Source organism: Peptoclostridium litorale DSM 5388 (genome assembly GCF_900141635.1).
Taxonomy (GTDB): Bacteria; Bacillota; Clostridia; order Peptostreptococcales; family Peptostreptococcaceae; genus Peptoclostridium; species Peptoclostridium litorale.
The window spans coordinates 60358-85126 of record NZ_FSRH01000006.1; the positions used below are offsets into that span (position 1 = coordinate 60358).

The window sequence follows — 24769 nt, forward strand, 5'->3', positions numbered from 1 at the left end:
TATTTATCTATATGTTATTTCAATACCTTTGCTGACATACTTAATTGTCGGAGTTTTAAAAATCCCCTAGGACTTTAAAGTTCCAGGGGATTCTTTCCTGTTACATATCTATTTTCTTTTGGAAGTGCTGGTAGTCCTTCATGGTATTCCACTCTCCGCCCCATGTCCAGCCTCTGCTTTTAAATGCATTATAGCAGGTATCTCCCGGCACTATCATTCCTGGTCTCATATTTTTCCTGTCCTCGTACTCCGCTCCCCGCTGCGGGGATATTATCGAATTCCTTATATACGGATTCTGGACGGGATTTATGTCTATTGCAATGCCATAGCTGTGCTTTGAAAGCGATTTTGTTCCATCTACATTCCTAAAGCAAAAGGCAGATGAATTGTTGTCAGCCATGGACAGGTCGTCATCAGCGCCATACTCGTCAATAAGCCTGATTTTTTCTATCTCAAATCCAGCTTGGTAAAGCTCATTGAATATGTCAATAACTTCGTCCGCCACCTTTTCATGGACTACAAGTTCTCCCGTATGCCTCTTTTGGTCAAATCCCACATATGTAACAGTCAAGTATTTCAGGTCCTTAATGCCTACAGGCGCATTTTCATTCCACGACACCCCGGTTATCTTTTCTTCTATGTGCTTTGGTATATCCTCAGACTTGAACACTTCCTCAAACACCTCTTCCTGCTTTTCCTTCTGTAAATCCAAATCCATGATGTCCATTATATACATGTCCTCAAATATATTGAAAATATCCGTGCTTGAAGCCTCGTAAGCCGGATCGAAAGGATATGTCGAAAGGAGCACTGCCCCAAATAGTGCAAGCGCTCCCGTTTTTAATTTTACTGATTTTTCATCTGATCTGCGCCCCATTACATCCTCCTTACAGCCATATGCCGCAGGCTTGGCTTTTCCACTTCTTATTGTTTTCCACTTGGACTGAATTTATTGAATACTCAAAATGTCAAGTTGTCAAATCAATGCTCTCTTAATATTATACATTTTTTATATTTTTGTTTACAATATTTTTCTTTTACAGTTCATCATTAAGGGTAATATTTCAGTATGATGCTTTTTGTAGTCTATAAATTCATAATTTGAAAGGGGATATGAAAATGGCTGTAGAACTTGAAAATAAAAAATGCGTTCCATGCTCTATTGGAGACACACCCTTAAACCACAACGACATAATGTCTTTTATGGACATTGTAAGCGACGAGTGGGAGGTCATAAACGATGTAAAGCTCCAAAGGACTTTTAAGTTCAAAAATTTCAAGGATGCTCTTGAATTCACAAACAATCTTGGAAATCTTGCTGAAAACGAGGGCCACCATCCGGACATAATGCTCTCATGGGGAAAAGTTGTGGTTTCGTTTACAACCCACAAAATTCACGGCCTCAGTGAAAACGACTTCATAATGGCAATGAAAACAGACAAGCTGTAAACCAAGCGGCCACACCTTTTCAGAAAAAACCTCGCACCACAAGCTTAAGCCAGCTGCAAAAGCTGAAGTAGCTGTAATGCTTCAGCTTTTTTGCCGGCCTACAGTATAAATCTTAGCATCCTGTCCACGGCATCCTCCAATAGCTCGGTTGAATTTTCAATAGCCTCTTCAATGCTCATTGGCCTGTTTGTTAAGGGCATTATACTCTTCACTCCCATTTCATATATGCCCTTAACATCCCCTTCAATACCTCCGCAAAGCGCATAAACCGGGACTCCTTTTTCTCTGCACATCTTTGCTATGCCAAAGACTGCCTTTCCGTGCATGGACTGCGAATCTATCCTGCCCTCTCCAGTTATAACAAAGTCGGCATCTTCTATAATGCTCGGAAAATCTGCAAATTCAAGTATTGCGTCTATCCCCAAAAGCAAACGCGCCCCGCAAAATACGCTCAGTGCACCGCCCATTCCTCCAGCGGCCCCCGCTCCACTTATGGTGTCCATGTCCACGCCAAACTCCTCTATGACCTTTTCCCTAAAATTTTTCATTCCCTTTTCAAGAAGCACGAGCATGTCTTCATCCGCACCCTTTTGTACCCCGTATGTATATGTGGCTCCTCGCTCACCCGTAAGTGGATTGTCCACATCGCACATGACCTGGATTTCAGACTCCCATATCCTGCTGTCGAATCCATCCATGTCTATTTTCTCTATCTCCGCAAGGCTTTCACCATTTGGATAAAGCTCTTTTCCCCCGCCGTCGTAAAACCTCGCTCCAAGGGCGTAAAGCATGCCTGTTCCACCGTCGTTTGTGGCGCTTCCGCCTATTCCTATTATGAATTTTCTGTACCCCCTATCAAGCCCGCACCTTATGATCTCGCCCGTACCAATGCTGGTGGCTTTCAGCGGGTTTTTCTCATATTGGGAAATCAGTGTTATGCCGCTTGCCTTTGCCATCTCTACTATGAAAGTGTCATCTCTATGGCCAAACTGTGCATTTACTCCGCTCCCGAGCGGGCCTGTCACCCTTATGTTTTCCACTTTTCCTCCAGATATGCCCGCAAACACGTCGAGAGTCCCCTCTCCTCCGTCCGCAATGGGCATGTGGATTATATCCGCGCCTTTAACATGCCTTATTATTACTTTCTCGCATATGCTTATTATCTCCGATGACGAGAGCGATCCCTTGAATGAGTCAGGCGAAACAACTATTTTCAATTATAAACCCGTCCTTTCATATGGATTTAGCCTTGTTTTGATATCACTATGCGCAGCTTTCGTTCCCAGTCGCAAATCCTTCTCTAGCCCATTTTCTCCGCTTATCCCAGAACCTGAGGGTTCACACAGTTTTCTGGAGCTTTTCCCCCAAGTACATCTGCTATGTTCCTTGCTGCAATCATTCCCATTTCCTCCCTGGTGCCCACGGTCGCCGAGCCTATGTGAGGAAGAAGCACGACATTGTCCATTGAGTACAGTTCTTTTTCTATCTGGGGCTCGTTTTCAAACACGTCAAGCCCGGCTCCCCATATCTGTCCACTTTGAAGGGCCTTCACAAGCGCCTTTTCATCGACCACAGGCCCTCTTGCCGTGTTTATGAGGACTGATGAGTTTTTCATCATGTCAAGTTCCCTTTCAGATACATAATGCATTGTCCCTTCCGTAAGCGGAATATGAAGAGATACGAAATCAGACTCCCTGAAAAGCTCCTCCTTAGACACATGCCTTCCGCCCGTCTCCTCTTCGAACCTTTCACTTCTGTGTCTGCTTGTGTATATTATGTCCATTCCAAATGCCTTTGCCTTTTTTGCAAAATTAGTTCCTATTCTTCCCGAGCCTACAACCCCCATTGTCTTGCCGCTTATGTCCATCCCCAGAAAAAGGGTGGCCTTCCAAGAGTCAAACTTTCCATCCCTTACATATCTGTCAGCCTCCACGACCCTCCTTGCGCCGGCAAATAAAAGCGCCCATGCAAGGTCTGCAGTCGCATCGTCAAGCACTCCCGGGGTGTTTGTCACTATTATGCCCTTAGAGCTTGCGGCCTTTACGTCTATGTTGTTGTATCCGACTGCGTAGTTTGCAAATATCCTGCACTTGCCTGACGCAGCCGAAATCACATCTGAATCTATATTGTCAGTGAGAAGGCAAAGCACCCCGTCCTTGTCTTTGACTCTTCCAATTAGCTCCTCCTTTGGCAGCATGATGTCAGAGTCGTTATATTCAACATCGAATCTTTCACTCAAGAAATCAACAGCCTTTTGCGGAATCTTCCTCGTTATAAATATCTTCTTCATGAAAATACCCCCATTCTTTTGTACTACAGTCTATTTTACAACATTTTACCCAACAAATATAAAGTAATGCAGATGTTTTATATGCAAAAAGGCGCCCCGTAAAATTTAATGCAAGGCACCTTCCTGTAATCAGTACTATTCCATTTTTAACAAAATCACTTCAATCTATTCTTTAACTATTATTTTTATGCTCGTCTTTATAAGCTCTCCTGATTCATTTCCAACCGAAATATCAATTTGTGACTGCCCCGGCTTTTTAGGTATGAAGTGAAGTGCAACTTTTCCGTCGACAGTCTCGCCTTTTGCCATTTCAAGCAGCTCTTCATCATAATCAATATTCGAATCTTCAACGGTTCTCTCTGAAATTACAGTTATTGTCACTTCAGTTCCTGTTTCAACAGTTTTCCCGTCATAATTTTCCATATCCAACGTAACACCTACGCCCATGTCAAAATCCATGGACATTACGCCGCTTTTACTTTCCGTTTCAAATCCTTTGCGGTTTTGCTCTGTATTGTTAAATGAATCGGCTTCCGGCTCATTTGCAAGTGACATGATATTTGGACCATCATTGGTACTTTCAATCTGTTCTTTAGCCTCTGCTGATTCAACTGCCATCTGCCAGCTGTTTTCACCCTCTTTTATATCTATATCAGCAGAATTCAGATTTTCAACCTCTGCATCTTGAACTTCAGACTGCAAATCTTTTTGCTTTTCATCTATGCTCCTTTGAATTTCCCTTGTTTGAACTTCCAGAGGATATTTTGATTGTGCCGTTTCAACCATTTTTTTCTCGTCGATTTCACCGGTTTTGCCTGCGCCTTCAGTTTGAATCTCTTCATTTTCAAGAGCCAAATAGCTTTCATTTTCATTATATGGCTGGCTGTTATGTTGTGTTTCATCCAGTGCTATATTCAAATCTCCTTCCTTTTCCGGATTGGAATTCTCCGTAATTGCAATTTCTCCGCCCGTGTATATGTCTGCATTTTCGATCTGCTTGTACAGCGAATATCCTCCTGCTATTATCATTATGCTCGCCGCTATATATGAAAATCTCTTTGCAATTTTTGAAAATGCGACTGCATTGTTATTGCATTTTTCTTTCGGCCCCTTTTCTGTCAAAGCCACTTCACTTTCAAGCCTTTCCCTGAGCATCTTATCAAACTCCTTTGGAAGCGGCTCAACACGAAGCTCTCCAAGGCCCTCGACAATGCTTCTTATTTCTTCGTATTCCCTTTTGCAGTTTTCACAAGACTCCATGTGCGCTCTCATCTCTTCATGTTCAACTTCATCAAGCATATTGTCTATATAAAGGTCTATATTTTCAATGCATTCACTACATCTCACCGCCATCACCTCCTGCCCTGTTTCTTATGAGTATATCCCGAAGCTTTTTCCGCCCCCGGCTTATCCTTGACTTCACAGTTCCAAGGGATATGTCATTGATCTTTGCTATCTCCTCATAGCTAAATCCCTCTATGTCCCTTAGTATGACTACCGTTTTAAACTCATCCTCCAGCTCGTCAAATGCCCTTCTTATCTCCTGCTTTTTTATCTTCTTTTCAAATATGCTCTCTGGAGTATCCTCTGCCTCTATCCTGTCGATTGCATTTTCCCTGCCCTCTTCGTCCCTGCGCTCAATAAGCACTAGCTTTTTTTGCTTTTTCATGTGGTCTATACAGCAGTTGACCACTATCCTGTACAGCCAAGTCGAAAATGACGACTTGAAGCTGAATTTCCCTATCGACCTGTACACCTTTATAAGTGCGTCCTGCGACGCATCAAGTGCGTCTTCCCGGTTTTTAGTCATTTTAAGGGCTATGCCATAGACTCTTTGCTTGTGACTTTCTATAAGCTTTTCAAAAGAATCTATGTCGCCTTTTTGGGAAGACTTTATAAGAAATATCTCATCCAGATTATCCATTATGATTTCCATTCTCCTCCACATGCATTATTTCCATACGTACAAAAATAATACCACATATGGATTTTCATTTCATTAAATCCCTTCAAAGTTTAGACCGCTGGACTGTTAAAAAAGTTCCCTATTCATTATAAAAAATTCAGTTTTTACTACTCCTACGCTTTTTAAGAAAAATCTAATGTAATTGTAACCTCTTTGTAACTATTTTCAAATGTAAAAGGTTTATACTCTATTTAGAAAAACAATAATGTTTCAGATAATGATTATTATACAGGAGGAATTAAAATGATTAGTAAAGGCAAAAAAATAGCAGCTTCAATACTTTCTCTTTCTCTTATATGCTCAGTTGCATCGGGATACGCCTCTTTTGCAACTGAGGCCCAAACGGTTCAATCCGACTCCGGACAGGCCGCTTCAGATACACAGTACATAGCACCTATGCCGGTTACAGCTTTCGTGTTTCTAGATGCTCCATATAAAAACCTTGAATCAGTTATAGGCGAAGGTCAAAAATCATATACTAAAAGTAACACTGGCGAAAAGCTCTCTTCAATAGACTACTCACAAAACTGGTTCGGAATTGAAAAGAAACTTAATACAAGCTATATTGTTGAAGGTGAAAATGTCAGCGGAATAAAAGTCGATATGCCTTTGGAACTTACAAACGAGGACATACTCTCATCCATTACAAAAGAGCTTGGAGCCCCGCTTCAGTCAAATGTATCGGATTACAAAGCGTCTGAAATTAAGGCTTCATGGCTTAAGTACGGGGTGCTTTACTCGCTTGATGCTTATTCTGATTCAAAGACGCTTTCAATATCACTTGCAAAAGTTGAAAATCCTTCAAAATACGGACTTTCTCAAAACTCCACTGTAATGTCTAAAAAGACAGCAGACGTGACAGGGGACGGAAAGGCCGATACGGTCACTCTTATGGGGCAAAACTTCCAGGACGACTTCGGTAAATCCATTTTCATGGAGCATGTTGTGGCTGTAGTCGAAGATTCCTCAACAGGAAAAGAAATAATAGTGAAGCCTTCTGAAAGCTCAGATGGAGGATACCAGCCTGACATGGAGCTTCTCGACTTTGACGGCGACAATACCTCAGACATATTCATAAGCGCAGCAACAGGCGGAAGCGGCGGATATACCAATTACAATCTCGTAACCATAAAGGATTCAAAACCCATTATACTTGTAAGCTACGACATATATTCTGGATATAATATGGAACTTGACTTCGAGGGCTCTTTCAAAGACGGCTACAAGGCGTCCGTGACAGTGTCTCAAACCGGAAAGACATATGACATTGACCTTTCTGAAAGGAAGGATGTTTATGAAGGATACGAATACAAGGACAACAAGCTTCAAAGGGAGGTGCCTATAATGCAAGGAGCTCTTTACCTTGAACCTGTTGACACTGACAGTGACGGCACATATGAATTTGCCGCGCAGCAGAGCATAAAGGGAACATGCAACGCAGACACCATAGCCCTTGTAAAATCCACATGGTCTGTCAAAGGTGGAGATTTAAAGCTTATAACTTCTGATGTTGAAGATTTGAAATAATTAATATTCACATGAAGAAAGCCCCTGATCACTCAGAAATCAGGGGCTTTCTTCATGTGGCGTCTATTTTAGACCCTCCCAGACATAAATAAACACCCGGCCTTGACGGCCGGGTGTTTGTCAACAGGAATACTTTCAGGGGGTATTTCTATTGATAAGCGGTAGTAATTTCAGTTTTTTAGAATCTGTTATCTTCTAAGTCCTTCTATATTCTTTCCAAAATCTTTCTTGGCTGGCTTTACAGGCTTTGCCGGCTTTAGCAATTCTTTCACTGCATAGGCTTGTTCCTGAGTCAGCACTTCATCTTCGACCATTTCCTCAAATATTCCAAATTTTTCTCCAGACTCCCTTTTTTCCTCGAAATAGGCCTTTCTCTCTTCTGGAGTCATTTCCTTAACCTTTTCCATTTCCTCTTTTCTTTCATCCTTGTTTTCATGCATGTATTCAATTAATGCATCCACGTCATCTTCAGAAAGAGTTCCATCGTCTACAAGCCCCTGAAGGTCATTCTTTATTCTTTCCTCCATTTTCTCTTGATGGTAAGCCTTAATCGAATCAAGTGTGTCCTGGCTCATATCGCCGTCTTCAACCATCTGCTCGAATATTCCCTTTTTCTCTGTAGACTTTCTCGCCTCTTTTTTCTCAGCGATATATTCCTTTGCCTCTTCTTTTGTCATATTATTTATCTTTTCAAGCTCTTCTTGTCTTTCCTGCTCTCTCTCTTCGTGCATCTGCTTTGCATACTCTATTATGTCGTCTGCTTCGCTTTGAGTTATTACACCTGCATCCACAAGCTCATACAGCATTGCCTCAAGCCTTTCAGCCTTTTGTTCAACATTTACTTTATTGTCTTTTAGTTTCTCTCCAAGTTTAAATGCTCTTTTTGAATCGTCTACCTTTCTAACCACAGCCGGCTTTCCTGTGTCCTGGACATTTGCCGCACTGCCGTCAGCAAACGCCATAGCTCCTGACGAGAGTATCATTCCGGCTGCCAACATTGCGCCTACAAGCCTGTTTTTTAATATGCTATTCCTTTTCATTTTCAACACTCCTTTTTAGTTCAATATGGGTCTTTGGGGTTCATCCACCTTACGCTCTTATAATACCCCCCAAATGTTATGGTTTTGTGATGATAGTTAGATGATATTGTTAAATGTCTTGTATGCCAAATGTGTACTTGGCCGGCTTTAATCGCCCTATTTACGCATCAAGCCCTATAACTTGAATCAAATATGCTATTTAATAACTATTCTCTATTTTTGTTCCAAAAAATAAAATGAAACGGGTATTCTCCCGTTTCATTTTAGCTTTTCCATTAGTCCTTATCGAAAGGATGCTCTAACTTCTTACATTGTATCTCTTTTCTGTGGAGCTCTTTTTTCAAGTTTTCTATAATCATGTCTTTTTCTTTCATTTTAGCTTCGAGCTCTTTTACTTTTTCCTCAAGACCTAAAACCTTTTGAGTCATTCCAGACACCTCCGTTCAAAACATATACACGTCACCTGATATATTATATATACCCTGATCTTTCATTTTTTAAAATATATTTTCAAATTATACTTTAAATTCATTTCGTGTATTTCAAGCCGGAGTTAATTCAACAGCTATTGTCTTTCTAGGATTTCAAGCCCCTTTTTGTAGTATTCTTTCATGATTTCCTTTGGAACCATGCTTCCTCCTGTAGCCCAGGCCATGTGAATTGCATTTTCCATCTTGCCATCGAGACCTTTCTTTTTAATGTAATCCTTTCCTGCCTCTTCTGATAGGAGCTTTACAGGTCCTATAACTCCCGCAAGCGCTGAAGGCTCAAGTTCAATTTTTTCTGAATCAATCATCTTCTTAAGCATTGCATACATCTTCTCGTCACTCACCGTGTAAGAACCGCTTATAAGGTTTTCGAGCGTCTTTCCAACAAAACCCGAAGGCCTTCCAACCGCGAGCCCATCGGCATCGGTTATATTGTCTATTCCAAAATCCTGGACAGATACCTTTTCGTGAAGCCCCGTCATAAGCCCCATGGTCATGCAAGGCGAATGGGTAGGCTCGGCAAAAAAGCAGTGGACGTTGTCCTTGAATATCAGCTTCAATCCAAACGCAACCCCTCCCGGGCCTCCTCCGACTCCGCATGGAAGATATACAAACAGCTGATTGTCAGAATCAACAGCTATGTTCATTTCATCAAACTGCTTTTTAAGTCTTCCGGCTGCCACACAGTATCCCAAAAACAGATTTTTTGAATTTTCATCATCTATAAAATACATATTCGGGTCTGATTCGGCCTGTTTTCTTCCCTCTTCAACAGCCTTGCTGTAATCCGAATCATATTCTACAACTACGGCTCCCTTGCTTCTTAGCATGTCCTTTTTCCACTGCTTTGCATCTGACGACATGTGAACATACACCTTGAATCCAAGCTGGGCGCTCATTATCCCTATGCTGAGGCCAAGGTTTCCTGTAGACCCGACAGCAATTGAATATCCCGAATAAAACTCCTTGAATTTTTCACCGTCCATTACAGAATAGTCGTCGTCTTTCGAAAGCATGTTTTTTTCGAGTGCCAGGTCTTCAGCGTGCTTTAGAACCTCATATATTCCACCCCTTGCCTTTATCGAACCCGATATTGGAAGGTGGCTGTCGCATTTGAGCATGAGTTTTCCAGGCATATCCTGGCCGTACATCTTCTCAAGCTCTTTTTTCATATTATCTATAAATACTACCGGAGATTCTATTATCCCGTTGGTCTCTCTCGTCTGGGGGAACACCTTTGCTATATACGGCGCAAATCTTTCAAGTCTTTCCTCTGCCTCTCTTACATCGTCTTCAGTGAGGCCTATCTTCTTTATGGCATCTTCAAATTTCTCGTATTTGTGGTTTGTCCAAAAAACTTCATCGGTTTCAACCATGCTTCTCAGCATGGGATATTCATCCATCCACTGCTTCAGGGGCTTTCCTTCAAAAATTCTATCGTTCATTACATGCACCTCTCCCTTTGAAATTTTAGTAAAACAAGAGTCAATTCTAAGTACACTCCAACCGGATTAAATGTGATTAATTTTAATTAAGTAGATTTTAACATCGCATCTCATTTTAGTCAATCATATTACCCAACTAACTGCTTGATATTTATATATGCTCCAGGCACTACTTCCCCTTAATCAGAGATACTCTTAATAAAATACCCATTCTTCCCTTCCTGTACTAAAAATAATATGACGTGTTATAATAAGTAATATTTATTTTATAATCGGAAAATCCATTAAAATTGTCTTCAGGTTTAAAAGAGCTTCAAATAGAAAGGATGTGAATACGGCGGTTTCGCATAATTAACTTAGTTATAATTTTGCGATTGGCCAGAATATATGAATGACATAGATGTAGGGAAAAAAATATCTGAATTCAGGAAATCAAAGGATTTGAGCATGAAACAGCTTTCAGGGCTTACAAATGTAACGCCTTCAATGCTCAGCCAGATCGAAAGGGGCCTAGCAAACCCTTCTCTAAACACTCTCAAGTCGATAGCAAAGGCTCTTGACATTCCACTTTTCACCCTGTTTACAATAGACGCCAATACAGATGACCTTGTGGTGAGGTCAAACAGGAGAAAAAAAATCACATTTGCCGAAAATAATGATTTTTCATACGAACTGCTCTCGCCCGACTTGAGCGGCGCCATAGAATTCGTACTCATGAAGCTCACTCCCGGCTCACAGTCTTCAGACGAGCTTATGTCGCACGATGGAGAAGAAGTTGCATATGTACTCAGCGGCACGGTCGACATACATATCGAAAATAGTGTGATTACACTAGAAAAAGGCGACAGCATAAAGCTTGTTCCACACATGAAGCACAGATGGAAAAATGACTACGGTGAAGAAACACAGGTCGTATTCGCCATAACCCCTCCGTCTTTTTAATCTCAAATATTCAAAATAAAAACCAGTAAAAGACCTTCTTGCAGGCTTTCACTGGTTTTTATTCTTCATGATACCATATATAAAATCTCAATGCAGCGCTGTTTGTCCCGGCAGAGTTTCTACCTCAAAAGCTGGCTCTGTCTGTTGAAAAAAGTCCTGTATCCAAACTGGAGCATTATCAGGACTGTAGACGAAACAGCCCCCAGTATTCCAAGCATTATGGCAATTTGGTATGTTATTGCCGTAGTCGGAATGGTTCCTGAGAGTATTTGTCCTGTCATCATTCCAGGCAAAAACACTATACCCATTCCGAGCATTGAATTTATGGTCGGCAAAATTGCTGCGTCAAATGCTCTGTTTACAATGTCCCTGGATGCCTCCTGCGGCGAAGCTCCGAGCATTAGAGCCTCTTCCACAACAGCCCTTCTTACAGTCATGCTTTCCACAAGGGAATTAACTCCTATTGATATTCCAGTCATTGAATTTCCTATCATCATGCCGGCAATTGGTATGAAATACTGCGGGTCATACCAAGGATATATCCTCACCACTACAAGCAAAAAGTACAAAAGGCACGAAATTGTCCCGATGCTCATTGAAGCTGCAATCACCCTTTTAAGCCCATTCGAAAGCTTTCCCTTGAACTTTATAAACACGGTGCATACGGCAAATGATTCCATTATGCCTATTATAACAAGCGTAAGCAGAGGACTTGGGTTGCTGAATATGTAAAGGAGCAAATATCCCGTAAGCATGAGCTGCAGTGTCATCCTTACTGAAGACAGCAAAATCTCCCTTTCCCTTTTTATCCCCCTTATCCTTACGATAAACAGCACAAATGCCACAAATACATATGCAAGCATTAACTGCGTAACGGAAAGGTCTATTATACCGTTCATCACTTTTCCTCCTCGCTGCAGCTGCCATTTTGTATCCTGACAATGACATCGGAATATTCCCTTGCGACCCTTTGGGAATGGGTCACCATCACAAGAGTCTTGCCCTTGTCCCTCACCTGGTTTACAATCATTTCAATTATGAGCCTTTCAGTGCCTTCGTCCAAGGCAGAAGACGGCTCGTCCAAAAGGTATACAGGCGAGTCAAGAAGCAGCACCCTTGCAAGCGAGAGCCTTTGCCGCTCACCCCCCGACAGGTTTTCAGCCGGATCTTCAAGCTCCTTTTTCAAGTGCACCTGCTCTAGCAGCTTCTTTAAAATGTCATCTGGTGGAATAGACCTGTCTTGATATTTCATGCCTATTGTCAGGTTGTCCCTTATGGATCCCTCGAATATCACGGCACTTTGGGACAGCATAGTGACATTCCTCCTGTGCTGCACGCTGTCTATTTCACCAAGATTTTCGCCTTCAAAGAATATCTCTCCCTCTGTCGGGGATATCATCTTGTTCAGGAGCCTCAGCACAGTGGTCTTTCCTCCGCCGCTTTGACCTACAAATGTCGTTATTTTGCCCTTTTCAATTTTAAGCCATGGTATGTCCAGTATATCCTTGTATTTTACATTCTTGAATTCAAACATATGGCAATGCCGCCGCAGCATTTCCAGCGGCTTCCTCCTTTCAAAACATTGTGACACATGCCTGTGATATATAGCTTGGCAGGTCTGGATTTTATCAGAATTTATATAATTATAACACATGAAATTCAAATGTATATCTCATTTACGATGCGGTTTCCACTTGCAATATATGGGTATTATATCATTGACTATATCTGCCAAAAGGGGAATCAATATGAAAAATCAATCCCGCATTTTAAAATTTTTTAAAAGCAAGGAAGACATACTCTTTCCGGTTTTGGACGTGGCACTCAACGGTCTCAACTATTTTTTCCACATTTTCGTGTCATGGTACATATCTCCCCAAAGCTACGGGATACTAAATTCTCTGCTTTCCATATCCGCAATACTATTTGTATTTGGAATATCAATGCAGACATACACCGCAAAGATTACGGCGTCGCAAAAAAAGCAAGACGGCTGCATATACTGCGTACTATCCGACTCTGCAGTAATGGCCGCAGCGGTCGGGTCAGTCTATTTTATAATGTTGCCAATGCTTTTGCGCATAACCCGCAGCTCGCTGTTTTCTCTCGCTACACTTTTTTTAATATTTGCGGTAAACGCGGCCCTTAGCATTTTCAGGGGATACTTCCAGGGAAGTACGCGTTTTTTTCTCCTGAACAAAAGCTTTTATGTCGAAGTCTTTGTAAAAATAGTTTTTTTGACGTCATTCATGGGTTTTTTCCCGGATTTGAACACCGCGCTGATTTCAATACTGATTGGAATGACTGCATCTCTTTTGCATGCGTATTTGAATTTGAAAAGGATTGATGGTTTTGAATTCAAAAAACTCCAGTTTTCAAAAAACAGCCTGAAAAACACGTATTCTTCGGCTTCGAAAATATTTGCATCAAACTTTTTTTTGTACTATTTCACATCAATAGACATGATAACAGTGAATTATCTACTGCCACAGCACTCCGGCCCATATGCCGTAATGCTGAGGTATTCGCAGATAACACATTTCATAATATTCAGCGTAATAACAGTTTTCATACCTTATCTGAGCCAGGCCTCAAGCGACATGGATTTTTTTAAAGCTAAAGTAAAAAGGCATCTGTTTTTCATATCGGCGATAGCCGTTTTCATGCTTTTAAACTACACATTCACATTTCCTTACACTGTGGCTGCTGTATTCGGACAGGATTACTTGATGGCTTCGTCAATGCTTCCATTGGGAGGAGCTGCGTATTCTCTTCTGGCATTTTCATTTTACCTGGTGAATGTGTTCATAGTGCTTGAAAGAAAAAACCATGTCTCAATACTGTTTGCATCATCCATATCAATAACACTGCTTTATGCTCTGATGCACAAAAACATATACCAAATACTCCGCGTAAGCATACTGACATACTCTGGAATGCTAATATTGTTGTCCATAAATCTTTCAAAGGAGTTGAATACAAGTGAGCCAAAAGATTAAGATATTGTTTCTTTCATGGAGGGATATAAAAAATCCTAAAAGGGGCGGAGCTGAAGTTTTCACCCATGAAATGCTCAAGAATATAGACCATGGAAGGTTTGAAATAGTCCATTTTTCACCTGAATTCGAAGGCTGCAAAAGGAGTGAGTCTATAGACGGAGTGCTGTATATCAGAAGCGGATCCATGTTTTCAGTAATACCCCGCGCCATGGATTTTTACAGAAAATATAGATCTGATATAGACTTTGTAGTCGACCAGTGCAACACACACAGGTTCTTCTCCCCGCTTTGGGTTGAAAGGGAAAAGCGGATATTTTTCATACACCAGCTGACAAGGGAGATATGGTTTCGGCATTCAAAGTTTCCGGTGAACATAATAGGCCATGCCAGCGAAAACAGCCTGTTGAGGCTTTATAAAAACGACTTCACCATTACAGTTTCAAATTCAACACGAAAAGATCTTGTGAGCCTCGGATTCATGCCAGAAAGAGTGTCAATACTTCCGGAAGGGATAAATTTTCGCCATTTCAAAAGTGATGAATTTCTTCAAAAGGAGAATGTTCCAACATTCATATATGTTGGCAGATTTGCAAAATACAAGGGCATAGACGATACAATAGAGGCCTTTTGCAGACTCAAGATGGTCTTTAAAGACGCAAAGCTTTGGATCGTGGGCAAAAAGGACGATTCATATATCAAAAATTCACTTTCCCCCATAATTTCAAAATATGGGCTTTCATATGGGGACCCTTCAAGCGGCAGCGACATAGTGTTTTGGGGATTCGTATCCGACGAGAAAAAACTTGAGCTCATGAGCAAGTCCCATGCGCTGGTTTTTCCGTCCATAAGGGAAGGTTGGGGGCTCATAGTTACGGAATCTGCCGCAGTTGGCACTCCATCTATAGCATACGATTCTCCAGGGATAGTGGATGCCGTTGACTATGGGAACGCTGGATTTTTGTGCAGTGAAAACTCAGTAGCAGGCATACTGTCTGCCATGAATGCAGTTATAGGCGATAAAATGTCATATGAGAAAATGCGCCGAAACGCATACGAGTACTCACTGAATTTCCACTGGGACAATACGGCAAAAGAATTTGAAGTCTTCATGGAAACCCTAGTAAAGGATGTGAATATACATGGACAGCTCAAATAAAAATCCGTTCGGTAGATACAGCGTGGCAATAGCATTTTCAACGTATAACAACTCCCCTCATGTAAAAAACACCATAGACAGCATACTCAGCCAAAACCATAGTAATATATATGTATCAATAGCCGATGACGGCTCCCATGACAATACAGTCAACGACATTTACGAGAGCCTTTCGTCTTTTGACCGATTCAGCATCTCAAAGCTTGACCACGGCGAAAGGGGTATAGCCAGAAAGACTTCTATAGACAATGCTCTTGATAAAAGCCCCGATTTTATTTTCATAATCGATTCCGACATGGTCTTAAAGGAAAACCTACTTACCGACGTACTGGCATTTTTCGAAAAAAAGCCTAATGTGGGAGCCCTTGTGATACCTGAAATCCCATTTAGCCTTCATAAAAACTACTTTTCAAAGGTCAAGGTTTTCGAACGATCGATAATAAATAATGCCGGCAGCGACATAGGTAAAAACTCCATAGAAGCCGCACGTTTTTGGAGGACAGATGAATATATACGTTCCGGCGGCATAGACTCCAGCCAGATATCATTCGAGGAGACCCAGCCCACCATAAGATACATGGAATCTGGAGGAATTATAAAAAGGGCATTGTTCACTGGAGTATACCACGATGAAAAAAAGGTTACTTTCCAAAATATAATTTCAAAAAAAAGGTATTATTTTTCCCACATGGACAAGACCATTGAAAATGAGGAAAGGGGCTTTTTAAAGGCTCTTTCGAGATGGTATTTTTTCAGACCCGTTCTCTATAGGTGGATCAACATTAAAAAATACATAAGGCACCCGCTCTTATTCATGGGCATGCTGTGGATGTATATGTGTCTTAGCGCAGTGGGCGCATTTGAAATGGCAAAAAGCGCCGCAAAAAAAGCCTAGCTTTTTTTGCGGCGCCTATTCTGTTTTGTCTCTTATGCATATGCTTAGTTTTGAAGATATATTGTATACTTCAAATCCCTCTTTGACCAGCTGGTACTCACTGAGGTCATTTTCTTTTATCCAGTCCACATTGGTGTGCATACAGTCTTCACAGTATACCGCATATTCCTGGTTCAGTTTTTCAAGCATGCTGAGTATTTTTGAATTGTCAAAATAAAAGCTTCTCATGTCCCTCCTTTCCCTGAGGTAAAACGAATAACCCAGCGCATCCATTATTGTCTTCTTTCCCACCGCATCCACCCTCCACGGCTTCGTTATATACCTGTAAACCTGACCGCTGTTGAGCGCCTCGAGTATTGTTGCGGTTTGTGCATTTCCCGAGAGTATCACCCTGACCACATGGGGATAGTCCTCCTTAACCTTTTCCAAAAAATCAAATCCATTCATATCAGGCATTATCATATCGCTTACAACCACATTTATGTCATTATTCTGCAGTATTTCAAATGCACTTTCCACATTTTGAGCTATAAGCACATCGTACGACTCGTCTTTGAGCATTTTTTCAATCAGATATAGCACTTCCGTCTGATCATCTAAAAACAAAATCTTCCCCAGGCCCATATAATCAGCTCCATTTACAATATATTTTTATTCGTATTCTATCTGAATATGGTCCAGATACTCCTCAAGCATTTTTGTAAGAATTTGAACTGAAGATCTGTCATTTTGGTCGCTTTTTTGCTCAAGTCTAAATCCTATTTCGCTTATAAAATCAAATCCATATCCTCCACCTACACCCTTCATGCTGTGCCCTATTTTTTTTATGGCTCCGAAATCCCCATTTTCCAAAAGCGCTTCTATATTTTTAATGTCTTCACGCCTCGACTGTATGAATATTGGAACTATGTCCTCAAGATCCTTTTCTATAATCACTTTATGCATTCTATCACCTCTCTATATATTTTTTTACCGCTTCCAAAAGGACAGCCTTTTTGACAGGTTTTGTGATATGCTCCTGACATCCCGCATCAATGCTTTTTTGTACATCCTCCTTAAACGCATATGCTGTAAGCGCTATTATAGGAGTCCTTACCAAGTTGTTTTCGCTTTCAAACTTCCTTATGCTTCTTGTTGCCTCATAGCCATCCATGACAGGCATTTGCATGTCCATGAGTATGAGATTGTATCTTCCACTTCTATATTTTTCAAACGCCTCAAGACCGTTTTCAGCCATGTCCAGCTCATACTTGCCCTTTTTTAGAAACACTTCTATCAAAAGCCTATTGTCCATCGAATCGTCCACAAGAAGTATCCTGCCTTCATCATTTTTTTTCAAAACTTCAAGCTCGTCAAAGCTTACGCTGCAAAAATTATTGTTGTCCTCGCAAAGCTCTATGTCAAAATAAAACGTGCTTCCAACTCCCTTTTCACTTTCCAGAAGAAGTTTTCCCCCCATGAGCTCAACAAGGCTTTTCGATATTGAAAGTCCAAGGCCTGTGCCCTTATGCTTTTTATTCGATGACGAATCCACCTGAATGAAGTTTTCAAATATGCGTCCTCTTTCCTCTTTCGATATTCCTATTCCAGTATCCTCAACCGAAAACCTTATAATGCAGCAGTCCTTTTTCCGGTAGAGCAGCTCTGCAGACATGTATACGCTTCCCCTGTCAGTGAACTTCACTGAATTCCCCGCCAGGTTCATAATCACCTGGTATATCTTGCCCTCGTCGCCTTCAAGTATGTCCGGGATTTCATAGTCAACGTTATGCATTATATTTATTCCCTTTTCACTAGCCTTTTCACCTAGTATTGAAGATATTTTCCTGAAAATGGATTCCAACGAGAACGGACTGTTGTTTACACTCATCTTTCCAGACTCTATCTTCGATATGTCCAATATGTCGTTTATCAGATATAGCAGATTCTCGCCGGCATTTTTTATTATGTTTACATATTTTAATCCTTCTTTTTCTCTTATCATTTCGGCGAGCACTTCGGTCATGCCTATTATTGAGTTGAGAGGCGTTCTTATTTCATGGGATACATTCGACAAAAACTCCGATTTCGCCTGAAGCGCCTTTTTTGCCTGGTCCCTAGCCCTTATAAGCTCATTCTCCCCTTCGTGCCTTTTTATCATGTTGCCTATGTTTGCGGCAACAGTCTTTAGAATGTCCTTTTGCACTTCATTCCAAAGCCTGTAATTCGAGCAGTCGTCAAACCCTATAACCCCCCATAATTCCCCTTCTACTCTTATTGGAATGACCAGTATCGACTTTATGTTTTGCATCTCCAAAAGAGGCTTTTCTTCCTCAGGAAACTCCCTTATGAGGCCCACTATAGGTCTTCCCGAGCTAAGCACCTCATACCAGCGTCCATAACCTGCGTCGACATACGGAATGTTTTTAAGGTCGTCATTTTCTATCTGGGGTTCTATTCCCTCCCCTACCCATTCGTAAATCTGGGATATGGCTATCTTGTCAGTTGCCTTCCCGTCAATCTCAAATGGATGGTTCTTGAAAATATACACCCTGTCAACCCCTGTGCTGCTCCCCAAAACTCCTATGCATTTTTTTATGCCCATATCGATATCAGTTTCAACTATTAGCTCATTCATTGCATTCGAGACATTTTCCAAAAGTGAGCTTTTTATGAAGACCTCTTTTTTAAATCCACTGTCTGTATTGATCTTTTTAATTATGGCTATATAGAGCTTTTTTTCGTCTGAAACAAGTGGAAAAATGTAAATCCTATACCACTCCATGCCTATCTCAACATCCGCCGAATAATCCAATCCCCTGCCGAGGGCCTCATATACTTCATCAATTTTTTCGAAATAGTTTTCAATAAGGCAGTGAAGACTCTTCCTTTTGCTAATATCATGCGACATGTCCCTTATGCTTTCATTTCCGTATATTATCGGCAGCTCTTCGCTGCTTGCATCGGCTATTACAACACCGCTTTCCACATGGTTGAAGCTTTTGAAAAGATAGTCCTTATAATCCATCCCGTCACCTTCTCGTCCCTATATTCTTCTGTTTCTGACATATATTTTGAGCATTGACTTTAAAAACTGCATTGAATCCCTTACCAGATTTATATGAGACCCGTCCCGGTCCTCGCAATCCACCGGCACCTGGGCAACCCTGAGCCCCAGTTTCTTTGCAACATAGAGTATTTCAAGGTCTATGGCAAGCCCGCTATCCTCGTTTAGATATGGGTATATGTATCTCGCCGCATTTCCGCTTACGGCCTTAAGCCCCGTCTGAGAATCATATACCCCTCTTGGAAGAAGCGGTGCCGTCAAGGCCCTCTTTGCGCTTGAAATGCCCCTTCTCAAAAGCGGCCTTCCCTTAGCCGTTTCATCTTTGGTCCCTATGGCCATATCATAATATCCCTCATTTACGATATTCAATAGTCTGGATATGTCCGATGTGGAAAATGAATCGTCTGCGTCCACAAACAGTATCACATCTGAATTTATGCTTTTTATGGCCTCTATATAAGTTCCCGCCTTTTTTGTGTTTCTACCGAGGCTTTTCGAAGACAGAATCAATTTTTTGAAAACATATGCGCTTTGGCTGATCTTCTCTTCAACCATATCATCTATCAGCTTTTCAGTTCCATCACTACTTCCGTCATTCACAAAATATATGCACGCATTTATAAATTCCTCCTGGACAAGAGAATAGGTCTTTTCAAGAAAATTTTTCACATGGATCATCCTGGCCTTTTCATTGTATACTGGTATGACTATGGCCATTTCATTTTTCCTTTGAGGATACTGAGGATGTAGCGTGGCCTCCACATCATCTATAAGCCTTTCTATGGAGTTTTCGCTGTAATGGTGTATGTTTACAACCCCATATCCTTCCATATTTTTAAATAAATTCAAAGGGAGTTTTTTTTCAAAATCCCAAACCACAAGGAGCGGCATATTGCTTTTTTGACTTCTTATAGTATTTGCCCCGGCAATCGCCTCCCCCTTTGATCCAAAATCTATTACGGCCATTCCAAAACCGGAAATATCCATGCCTTCACTGTAAAACTCGACATTGTAAAGGTTCAAGTATCTGAAATAAACCCTGCTCCTATCTGTATTTGAAAATACGAGTATGTTTTTTTTCAATGGATTCACCCCTTTTTCCTCTTCTAAACCATATTCGCATAATCGCAAAATAAAGCACGAATGAAAGCCCAATCATCAGTATGCCAACGTAGTACACCCTCCTGAATATTATGCTTATGCTCGCCTTCCCGTTTCCTGTGCTTATAAATCCTCCCCTGACTCCATTTACTGCTATATCGAGCTTTTTGCCGTCGAATGTATTTATCCAAAGCTTGCTAGGAGACTCGCCAAACGATATTAAAACCGCCTTTTTAGTCGGATTGTCCATATGAATGTCCCTTTTCATGCTGTCCACCCTCGACCATGAAATCACCGGAGCATCCTCTACTTTAAACAAGTCACTTATGCTTTTCCCTTCGAAAACGACTATGCTGTCTAAAAGAGTCATGTCAGTGAATTTAATTGTGCTGTAGTCTTTCATCTCAAAGTATCCCGCCTCTGTTTTATCCCCCCTGCACCATATGTGCAGTTGCATGTATTTCGAGCCTTCAGGCGCCTTTACTATCTGCTGGTAGTCATTCCATCTGTTTTTTTCATTTTCCTCCACCTCGTTTATGAACTGGGTTCCTATGACTTTTTTTTGCCCGTCCATGAAATATACCTTAAGATGCCTCTTTGTTATGTTCTCTGACCTGGCCTTGAAACTTACGAGATACTCTTCACTCTCCTGGATATCCATCATTCGAGATGCATACACATACCAGTCGCAAGAACACGTGGCTTCATAGTCAAGCCTCATTGTCTGTTTGTCTTTTGATATTCCCTTTTTCATCATAGACGGGTCGATTTTTTCGCAGTCACTGCAGTTTTCCTGGAATATGTCCTCCAAAAACTCAGGGGCCTGAAGCTCGTCCGGGTTGAATTTGTGCACGTCTTCAAATGTCGATAGGCTCTTTGCATTCGAGTTGAAGGTGACAGTCATTTCATAGCTGCCCTTTTTCATCCTCATATCACTTATTTCGACTTTGTAATAAAGCCCTTCTCTTTTAATATCTATAAGAGAGTATGGAAACCCTCCTGAATTTTCGTCATAGTCCACAACTATTTCATCCCCCGCTTCTCCCCCTTCAAGCCTGTCAAGCTCTATTTCCCGTTTAAATGCCAATGCGCCATCACTGTCATTTACTGCAACTTCAATGCTTGAACCTTCAAGCCCCGGCGAGTCTACATTCAGCTGCATGGAATACATTCCGCTTTTGAGTATGTCAAATCTTCTGCAAAGACTTCCACTTTGGCTCCTTACCCCCTTTCCTCCGCTGAACATGGGGTATGATCGGCTGCTTTGCATGTTTCCCGAGTAGTCCATGTCATTTTCGGCCTCAAGCACGAAAAACAGTTTTGACTTTTGAAGTGGTATTTCAAATCTTCCCTTTAGAATCTCCTCGTCCCTTTTCGGTATGACCACAAATGACGCCACCGAGTTGAATCCCGAGACGTTGGTGACCTTTATGTCTGCAGACTCCCCCTCAAACTCGAAATCTCCAAGCCTTATCCACTTGAATCTCGACATGCTTTTGCCTTTCATGTCCACATCTATTTTTTGCCCCGCCAATTCAAGCTGGAGCTGTCCACCGGCCTTTGACTCAAATGCCTTCATGTATACGCTTTGCTTTGCGCCCTTTTCTATTCCCTTATGCACATTGAAGCTGTTTGGAGCCCTGTACTCATGCAAATCTTCTATTTTAATATCATGTATCCACCAATATGACCTCTGCCTTGTGTTTTGGAATGACAGTATGTCCATTCTCATATACTTCGCACCCTTTGGCGACACGTATTCGCCGTAAAAATTCACCTCGCTGTAGTCGGTCTCCTCACCCGGAGCCACGACATAGCTCACTCCTATTTCATCCATTTCTTCGTCAAAAAATCTCATCTTCACGTGCATTTTGTTCACTCCCCTTCCAGATACAACTACATTGAACCTGTATGGGTTGTTCTCCTTAGCCTCTATCAGTCCCGACTTTGCAACCTGCCAGATGTCCTTTGGATCCCCCTTTACAATCTGGCCCCTTAGCAGCTTTACATTGCTGAGCTCTTTCTTAGGATTTGCCTGCACCGAAAAAAACTGAGGGTTGTCTGGAACAAAAAACTTATTCCGCTTCAAAAGCGAATTGAAATCCGCCACAATGTTTCCGCTGATATGGTCCATCATGTAGGGCTGCACATCAAGCTTTGCGCTTGCGAAGGTCACCGCGACGCCCCTTTCCCTGTCGAATTCAAAGTTGGAATTGTCAATTCCCTGTGACTTCAAATACCAGAGCCAGTCTGAATTTTTGACAAAAGCCTTTGACCAGTTCAAAAACGCATTTGCAGAATCCACATGGTCAAAAGGATATGCATAGTACGAATCGGGTACGGACGAAAGGAACATGTCGTCATATTCAATGGCCTCTACAAGATCTCCGTCGCCCAGCTGTGAAATTACATCACTTTGCCTTGAATCCATATTTGAAAAAACAACACCCGATTTGTCAAAAGTAAAGCCATCCATATCCATATAGGATTCAAGCCTTGTAAATCCATAGGGCGTGAGTATCTTTTGCGCAAGGGCATATATGTATTTTGGATTATTTTTAATACTGTAGTTGCTGTATATGCCGTTTTCATAATATTTTTGGATGCCATTTTGTATGTCCAGAACGTCCCTGTTGAAGTCCTGCCTTTTTTCCTGCCCTATGTATTCATCCCTGTACAGCACGTCCTGAACGGCGAACGCTGAAAAGAGCTCCCCTATATTTGATGAAAGCCCCCTGTCAATCAGCTCCTGAAGAAAAACCATATAGTAGCCCACGCTCATCTTGCTGCCCTCATGGTGGAATATAGCCCTCTCCTTCGAGGAATAGACCTGGAAATCTCCTGTGGCCTTCACAAACCCCTCCTTGTTGCCGTTTTTGTTCCAAAACGGTGTGGCTACCCCTGTATGTGGCTGCACCATCTCGTCTGCAATTGGCATGTGCAGCACCCTCTTGAATCCATCCCCTTCACCAGATATGTTTTCATATGCATCCTTCATATCCTTTGGAACTTCCACTGGGCTGTAAAACCCCTTTATGAAGTTTTCGCGAAGAGGCTGTACATAAAGTATCATGGACGCAATCACCACTGTCAGTACAAACCCCCTTATTAAAAAGTGGAGGAAGCTTTCTCCCAAAATCTCGAAAAAGCTTTCCACTCCAAATGTAAGAAGTATTGAAAACCCTACCGCAATAAGCCCTATGAACTTGTTTGGGTCTCTGAATATCGAACCTATTACGGGTACGTTTGTCACAATGAATGCAAACAGAGGCGCCATGCCGACATATTTCACCCCTGTAGCCAAAACTATAAACGCCATTGAAATGATGGTGAATATTGCGACTATGGTATCTTTGTACGCCCTTGAAACGGCTCCATACGCCATAAGTCCCAAAAGCACTGCCCCGCCCGAGTAAAAGCCTGCTCCTATTTTCTCTATGCTGAACATGGGCCACCAGTAACTTATGAAATAGAGCACGTTTTTGACCGATGAATTCCTGCTGAAAAGAAGCAGTGTGTCCACGACGTTTATATTGTTTTGGGACGCCTGAACCCCAAAAACCATTCCAAGTATATAAAGGCTCAGCCAGTAAAAACTCATCATTGAAAAGAAAACGCCAAACAGCAGTGACTTTTTAAAAAAATTGAGCATGTAGGCCCTTAGCTTTGCGCTCCCCTCACTTTTGCCTTCATATAGCGTCTTTGCAAGCAGCAGCGTTGCAAGCACCGAAAGATATATGCCCGCATAGAAAAAATAGTGTATGGCCGCGCTGCTGAGAGTTAAAATAATTGCCAGAAGAAATGCATCCTTTACGTTTTCCCGGTGTAGCCTTGCACTGAACCTGTCATGCCCTCTTATCCTGGCCGATTGGAATTTCGGGTCGAAAAGGTCGAAAAAAACCCTCAAAACCATTGGAAACAGACTGTATCCGCAAAGCAGGTATACGTGCTGTATTCTGAATATCACCCACGGATTTAGGGCATAAAATACAGCCCCGCTTGTAAATGCAAATATGTTAAAGAAATTGAACTCAGTGCCGAAATATACTTTGAAAAGCCTTTTTGAAAAAAGGTACATTGAGTATCCGCTTACGTTCAGCAGTGTAAATATGAATACCTTTATCAGTATGTCGCCCCGCCCGCCCAGCAAAACTGAGATCATCCATGCCGGCGCCAGGTATAAAAGCCTCGGTGTGTTGAAAAGCGTAGATGTGGACCACCTTTCATTCCAAACCCCAAACACTTCTCCCATATAGTCATCCGAAAAAAGGCCAAAGTCCAAATCGCTGAAAACTATATGGCCCTCCTTGTACATGGGCAGTGTCACAAGCGCTATGAACGCCGTAAGGGCTGACAGCGCCGCAATGTCATGCCTGTAATAATATATTTTTTCCCTTGTGCTCCCAATTATCCCCTTCACTTGCA

Annotated in this window: 21 protein-coding genes; 6 read left to right on the forward strand and 15 right to left on the reverse strand. The window is 41.7% G+C overall.

Annotated features, from left to right (window positions below; all coding sequences use genetic code 11):
- Positions 1 to 100 precede the first annotated feature (100 nt).
- The gene (locus BUQ87_RS07040; RefSeq protein ID WP_242943800.1) at positions 101 to 877 is read right to left on the reverse strand and encodes a M15 family metallopeptidase; all 777 of its coding nucleotides are present in this window, start codon (positions 875 to 877) and stop codon (positions 101 to 103) included.
- A gap of 242 nt (positions 878 to 1119) precedes the next feature.
- Here BUQ87_RS07040 and BUQ87_RS07045 point away from each other — a divergent pair, with 242 nt between their 5' ends.
- A complete protein-coding gene (locus BUQ87_RS07045) occupies positions 1120 to 1449 on the forward strand; it encodes a 4a-hydroxytetrahydrobiopterin dehydratase (RefSeq protein WP_038263955.1) in 330 nt (109 codons plus the stop codon).
- Between the two features lie 98 nt (positions 1450 to 1547).
- On the opposite strand, the gene BUQ87_RS07050 is transcribed toward BUQ87_RS07045, so the two are convergent.
- The 4 genes from BUQ87_RS07050 to BUQ87_RS07065 all read right to left on the reverse strand — a co-directional run bounded on the left by BUQ87_RS07050 (position 1548) and on the right by BUQ87_RS07065 (position 5675).
- The gene (locus BUQ87_RS07050) at positions 1548 to 2666 is read right to left on the reverse strand and encodes a glycerate kinase family protein (protein WP_038263957.1); all 1119 of its coding nucleotides are present in this window, start codon (positions 2664 to 2666) and stop codon (positions 1548 to 1550) included.
- A gap of 101 nt (positions 2667 to 2767) precedes the next feature.
- Positions 2768 to 3739, reverse strand: a complete 972-nt coding sequence (locus BUQ87_RS07055) for a 2-hydroxyacid dehydrogenase (protein ID WP_038263960.1) — start codon at positions 3737 to 3739, stop codon at positions 2768 to 2770.
- 165 nt (positions 3740 to 3904) lie between these two features.
- On the reverse strand, positions 3905 to 5086 hold the full coding sequence (locus BUQ87_RS07060; protein WP_038263963.1) for an anti-sigma factor family protein: 1182 nt from the start codon (positions 5084 to 5086) through the stop codon (positions 3905 to 3907).
- Positions 5076 to 5675, reverse strand: a complete 600-nt coding sequence (locus BUQ87_RS07065) for an RNA polymerase sigma factor (RefSeq protein ID WP_242943801.1) — start codon at positions 5673 to 5675, stop codon at positions 5076 to 5078. Before BUQ87_RS07065 ends, BUQ87_RS07060 begins: the two co-directional genes overlap by 11 nt.
- A 273-nt stretch (positions 5676 to 5948) precedes the next feature.
- Here BUQ87_RS07065 and BUQ87_RS07070 point away from each other — a divergent pair, with 273 nt between their 5' ends.
- The gene (locus tag BUQ87_RS07070) at positions 5949 to 7232 is read left to right on the forward strand and encodes a hypothetical protein (RefSeq protein WP_038263965.1); all 1284 of its coding nucleotides are present in this window, start codon (positions 5949 to 5951) and stop codon (positions 7230 to 7232) included.
- Positions 7233 to 7420: 188 nt separating this feature from the next.
- Here BUQ87_RS07070 and BUQ87_RS07075 read toward each other — a convergent pair whose 3' ends face one another.
- From BUQ87_RS07075 to dsdA, 3 genes are all read right to left on the reverse strand, one after another.
- Entirely contained in the window at positions 7421 to 8272 is an 852-nt protein-coding gene (locus BUQ87_RS07075) for a hypothetical protein (protein WP_038263967.1), read from the reverse strand.
- A gap of 275 nt (positions 8273 to 8547) precedes the next feature.
- Positions 8548 to 8700, reverse strand: coding sequence for a hypothetical protein (locus BUQ87_RS15160; RefSeq protein ID WP_159434281.1), 153 nt, complete (start codon positions 8698 to 8700; stop codon positions 8548 to 8550).
- Between the two features lie 137 nt (positions 8701 to 8837).
- Positions 8838 to 10205 (reverse strand): D-serine ammonia-lyase, encoded by a 1368-nt coding sequence (gene dsdA, locus BUQ87_RS07080; protein WP_038263970.1) that lies wholly within the window; start codon positions 10203 to 10205, stop codon positions 8838 to 8840.
- Between the two features lie 387 nt (positions 10206 to 10592).
- Between dsdA and BUQ87_RS07085 the strand changes: the two genes are divergently transcribed.
- Positions 10593 to 11147 (forward strand): helix-turn-helix domain-containing protein, encoded by a 555-nt coding sequence (locus tag BUQ87_RS07085; protein ID WP_038263974.1) that lies wholly within the window; start codon positions 10593 to 10595, stop codon positions 11145 to 11147.
- Between the two features lie 119 nt (positions 11148 to 11266).
- On the opposite strand, the gene BUQ87_RS07090 is transcribed toward BUQ87_RS07085, so the two are convergent.
- Positions 11267 to 12046, reverse strand: a complete 780-nt coding sequence (locus BUQ87_RS07090; protein WP_038263975.1) for an ABC transporter permease — start codon at positions 12044 to 12046, stop codon at positions 11267 to 11269.
- Positions 12046 to 12681 carry an ABC transporter ATP-binding protein gene (locus BUQ87_RS07095; protein WP_038263978.1) on the reverse strand — a complete coding sequence of 212 codons (636 nt, stop codon included), beginning with the start codon at positions 12679 to 12681 and terminating at the stop codon, positions 12046 to 12048. Before BUQ87_RS07095 ends, BUQ87_RS07090 begins: the two co-directional genes overlap by 1 nt.
- Before the next feature lie 214 nt (positions 12682 to 12895).
- Here BUQ87_RS07095 and BUQ87_RS07100 point away from each other — a divergent pair, with 214 nt between their 5' ends.
- From BUQ87_RS07100 to BUQ87_RS07110, 3 genes are read left to right on the forward strand one after another with little or no spacing between them, the layout of a single operon-like run.
- Complete coding sequence (locus BUQ87_RS07100) at positions 12896 to 14146, forward strand: MATE family efflux transporter (protein ID WP_038263980.1); 1251 nt, start codon at positions 12896 to 12898, stop codon at positions 14144 to 14146.
- Positions 14130 to 15302 carry a glycosyltransferase family 4 protein gene (locus BUQ87_RS07105; protein WP_242943802.1) on the forward strand — a complete coding sequence of 391 codons (1173 nt, stop codon included), beginning with the start codon at positions 14130 to 14132 and terminating at the stop codon, positions 15300 to 15302. Before BUQ87_RS07100 ends, BUQ87_RS07105 begins: the two co-directional genes overlap by 17 nt.
- The gene (locus BUQ87_RS07110) at positions 15286 to 16197 is read left to right on the forward strand and encodes a glycosyltransferase family 2 protein (RefSeq protein ID WP_052636059.1); all 912 of its coding nucleotides are present in this window, start codon (positions 15286 to 15288) and stop codon (positions 16195 to 16197) included. Before BUQ87_RS07105 ends, BUQ87_RS07110 begins: the two co-directional genes overlap by 17 nt.
- Before the next feature lie 15 nt (positions 16198 to 16212).
- Here BUQ87_RS07110 and BUQ87_RS07115 read toward each other — a convergent pair whose 3' ends face one another.
- Genes BUQ87_RS07115 through BUQ87_RS07135 form a run of 5 tightly spaced genes read right to left on the reverse strand, consistent with a single transcriptional unit; the run spans position 16213 to position 24764 of the window.
- Positions 16213 to 16803: a response regulator gene (locus BUQ87_RS07115; protein WP_159434282.1), complete on the reverse strand. Its 591-nt coding sequence runs from the start codon at positions 16801 to 16803 to the stop codon at positions 16213 to 16215.
- 45 nt (positions 16804 to 16848) lie between these two features.
- A complete protein-coding gene (locus BUQ87_RS07120; RefSeq protein WP_038263984.1) occupies positions 16849 to 17142 on the reverse strand; it encodes an Hpt domain-containing protein in 294 nt (97 codons plus the stop codon).
- A gap of 4 nt (positions 17143 to 17146) precedes the next feature.
- Entirely contained in the window at positions 17147 to 19204 is a 2058-nt protein-coding gene (locus BUQ87_RS07125; protein ID WP_052636061.1) for a GAF domain-containing hybrid sensor histidine kinase/response regulator, read from the reverse strand.
- 18 nt (positions 19205 to 19222) lie between these two features.
- On the reverse strand, positions 19223 to 20326 hold the full coding sequence (locus tag BUQ87_RS07130) for a glycosyltransferase (RefSeq protein WP_052636062.1): 1104 nt from the start codon (positions 20324 to 20326) through the stop codon (positions 19223 to 19225).
- Positions 20289 to 24764, reverse strand: coding sequence for a hypothetical protein (locus BUQ87_RS07135; protein ID WP_052636063.1), 4476 nt, complete (start codon positions 24762 to 24764; stop codon positions 20289 to 20291). Before BUQ87_RS07135 ends, BUQ87_RS07130 begins: the two co-directional genes overlap by 38 nt.
- Between the last annotated feature and the right edge of the window lie 5 nt (positions 24765 to 24769).

Bases quoted from the DNA above. Each gene is read 5' to 3' on its own strand.
- BUQ87_RS07065 (WP_242943801.1), bottom strand. From the start codon at position 5,675: ATGGAAATCATAATGGATAATCTGGATGAGATATTTCTTATAAAGTCT.
- BUQ87_RS07120 (WP_038263984.1), bottom strand. From the start codon at position 17,142: ATGCATAAAGTGATTATAGAAAAGGATCTTGAGGACATAGTTCCAATA.
- BUQ87_RS07100 (WP_038263980.1), top strand. From the start codon at position 12,896: ATGAAAAATCAATCCCGCATTTTAAAATTTTTTAAAAGCAAGGAAGAC.
- BUQ87_RS07040 (WP_242943800.1), bottom strand. From the start codon at position 877: ATGGGGCGCAGATCAGATGAAAAATCAGTAAAATTAAAAACGGGAGCG.
- BUQ87_RS07090 (WP_038263975.1), bottom strand. From the start codon at position 12,046: ATGAACGGTATAATAGACCTTTCCGTTACGCAGTTAATGCTTGCATAT.
- dsdA (WP_038263970.1), bottom strand. From the start codon at position 10,205: ATGAACGATAGAATTTTTGAAGGAAAGCCCCTGAAGCAGTGGATGGAT.
- BUQ87_RS07085 (WP_038263974.1), top strand. From the start codon at position 10,593: ATGAATGACATAGATGTAGGGAAAAAAATATCTGAATTCAGGAAATCA.
- BUQ87_RS07055 (WP_038263960.1), bottom strand. From the start codon at position 3,739: ATGAAGAAGATATTTATAACGAGGAAGATTCCGCAAAAGGCTGTTGAT.
- BUQ87_RS07095 (WP_038263978.1), bottom strand. From the start codon at position 12,681: ATGTTTGAATTCAAGAATGTAAAATACAAGGATATACTGGACATACCA.
- BUQ87_RS07075 (WP_038263967.1), bottom strand. From the start codon at position 8,272: ATGAAAAGGAATAGCATATTAAAAAACAGGCTTGTAGGCGCAATGTTG.
- BUQ87_RS07110 (WP_052636059.1), top strand. From the start codon at position 15,286: ATGGACAGCTCAAATAAAAATCCGTTCGGTAGATACAGCGTGGCAATA.
- BUQ87_RS07045 (WP_038263955.1), top strand. From the start codon at position 1,120: ATGGCTGTAGAACTTGAAAATAAAAAATGCGTTCCATGCTCTATTGGA.
- BUQ87_RS07070 (WP_038263965.1), top strand. From the start codon at position 5,949: ATGATTAGTAAAGGCAAAAAAATAGCAGCTTCAATACTTTCTCTTTCT.
- BUQ87_RS07125 (WP_052636061.1), bottom strand. From the start codon at position 19,204: ATGGATTATAAGGACTATCTTTTCAAAAGCTTCAACCATGTGGAAAGC.
- BUQ87_RS15160 (WP_159434281.1), bottom strand. From the start codon at position 8,700: ATGACTCAAAAGGTTTTAGGTCTTGAGGAAAAAGTAAAAGAGCTCGAA.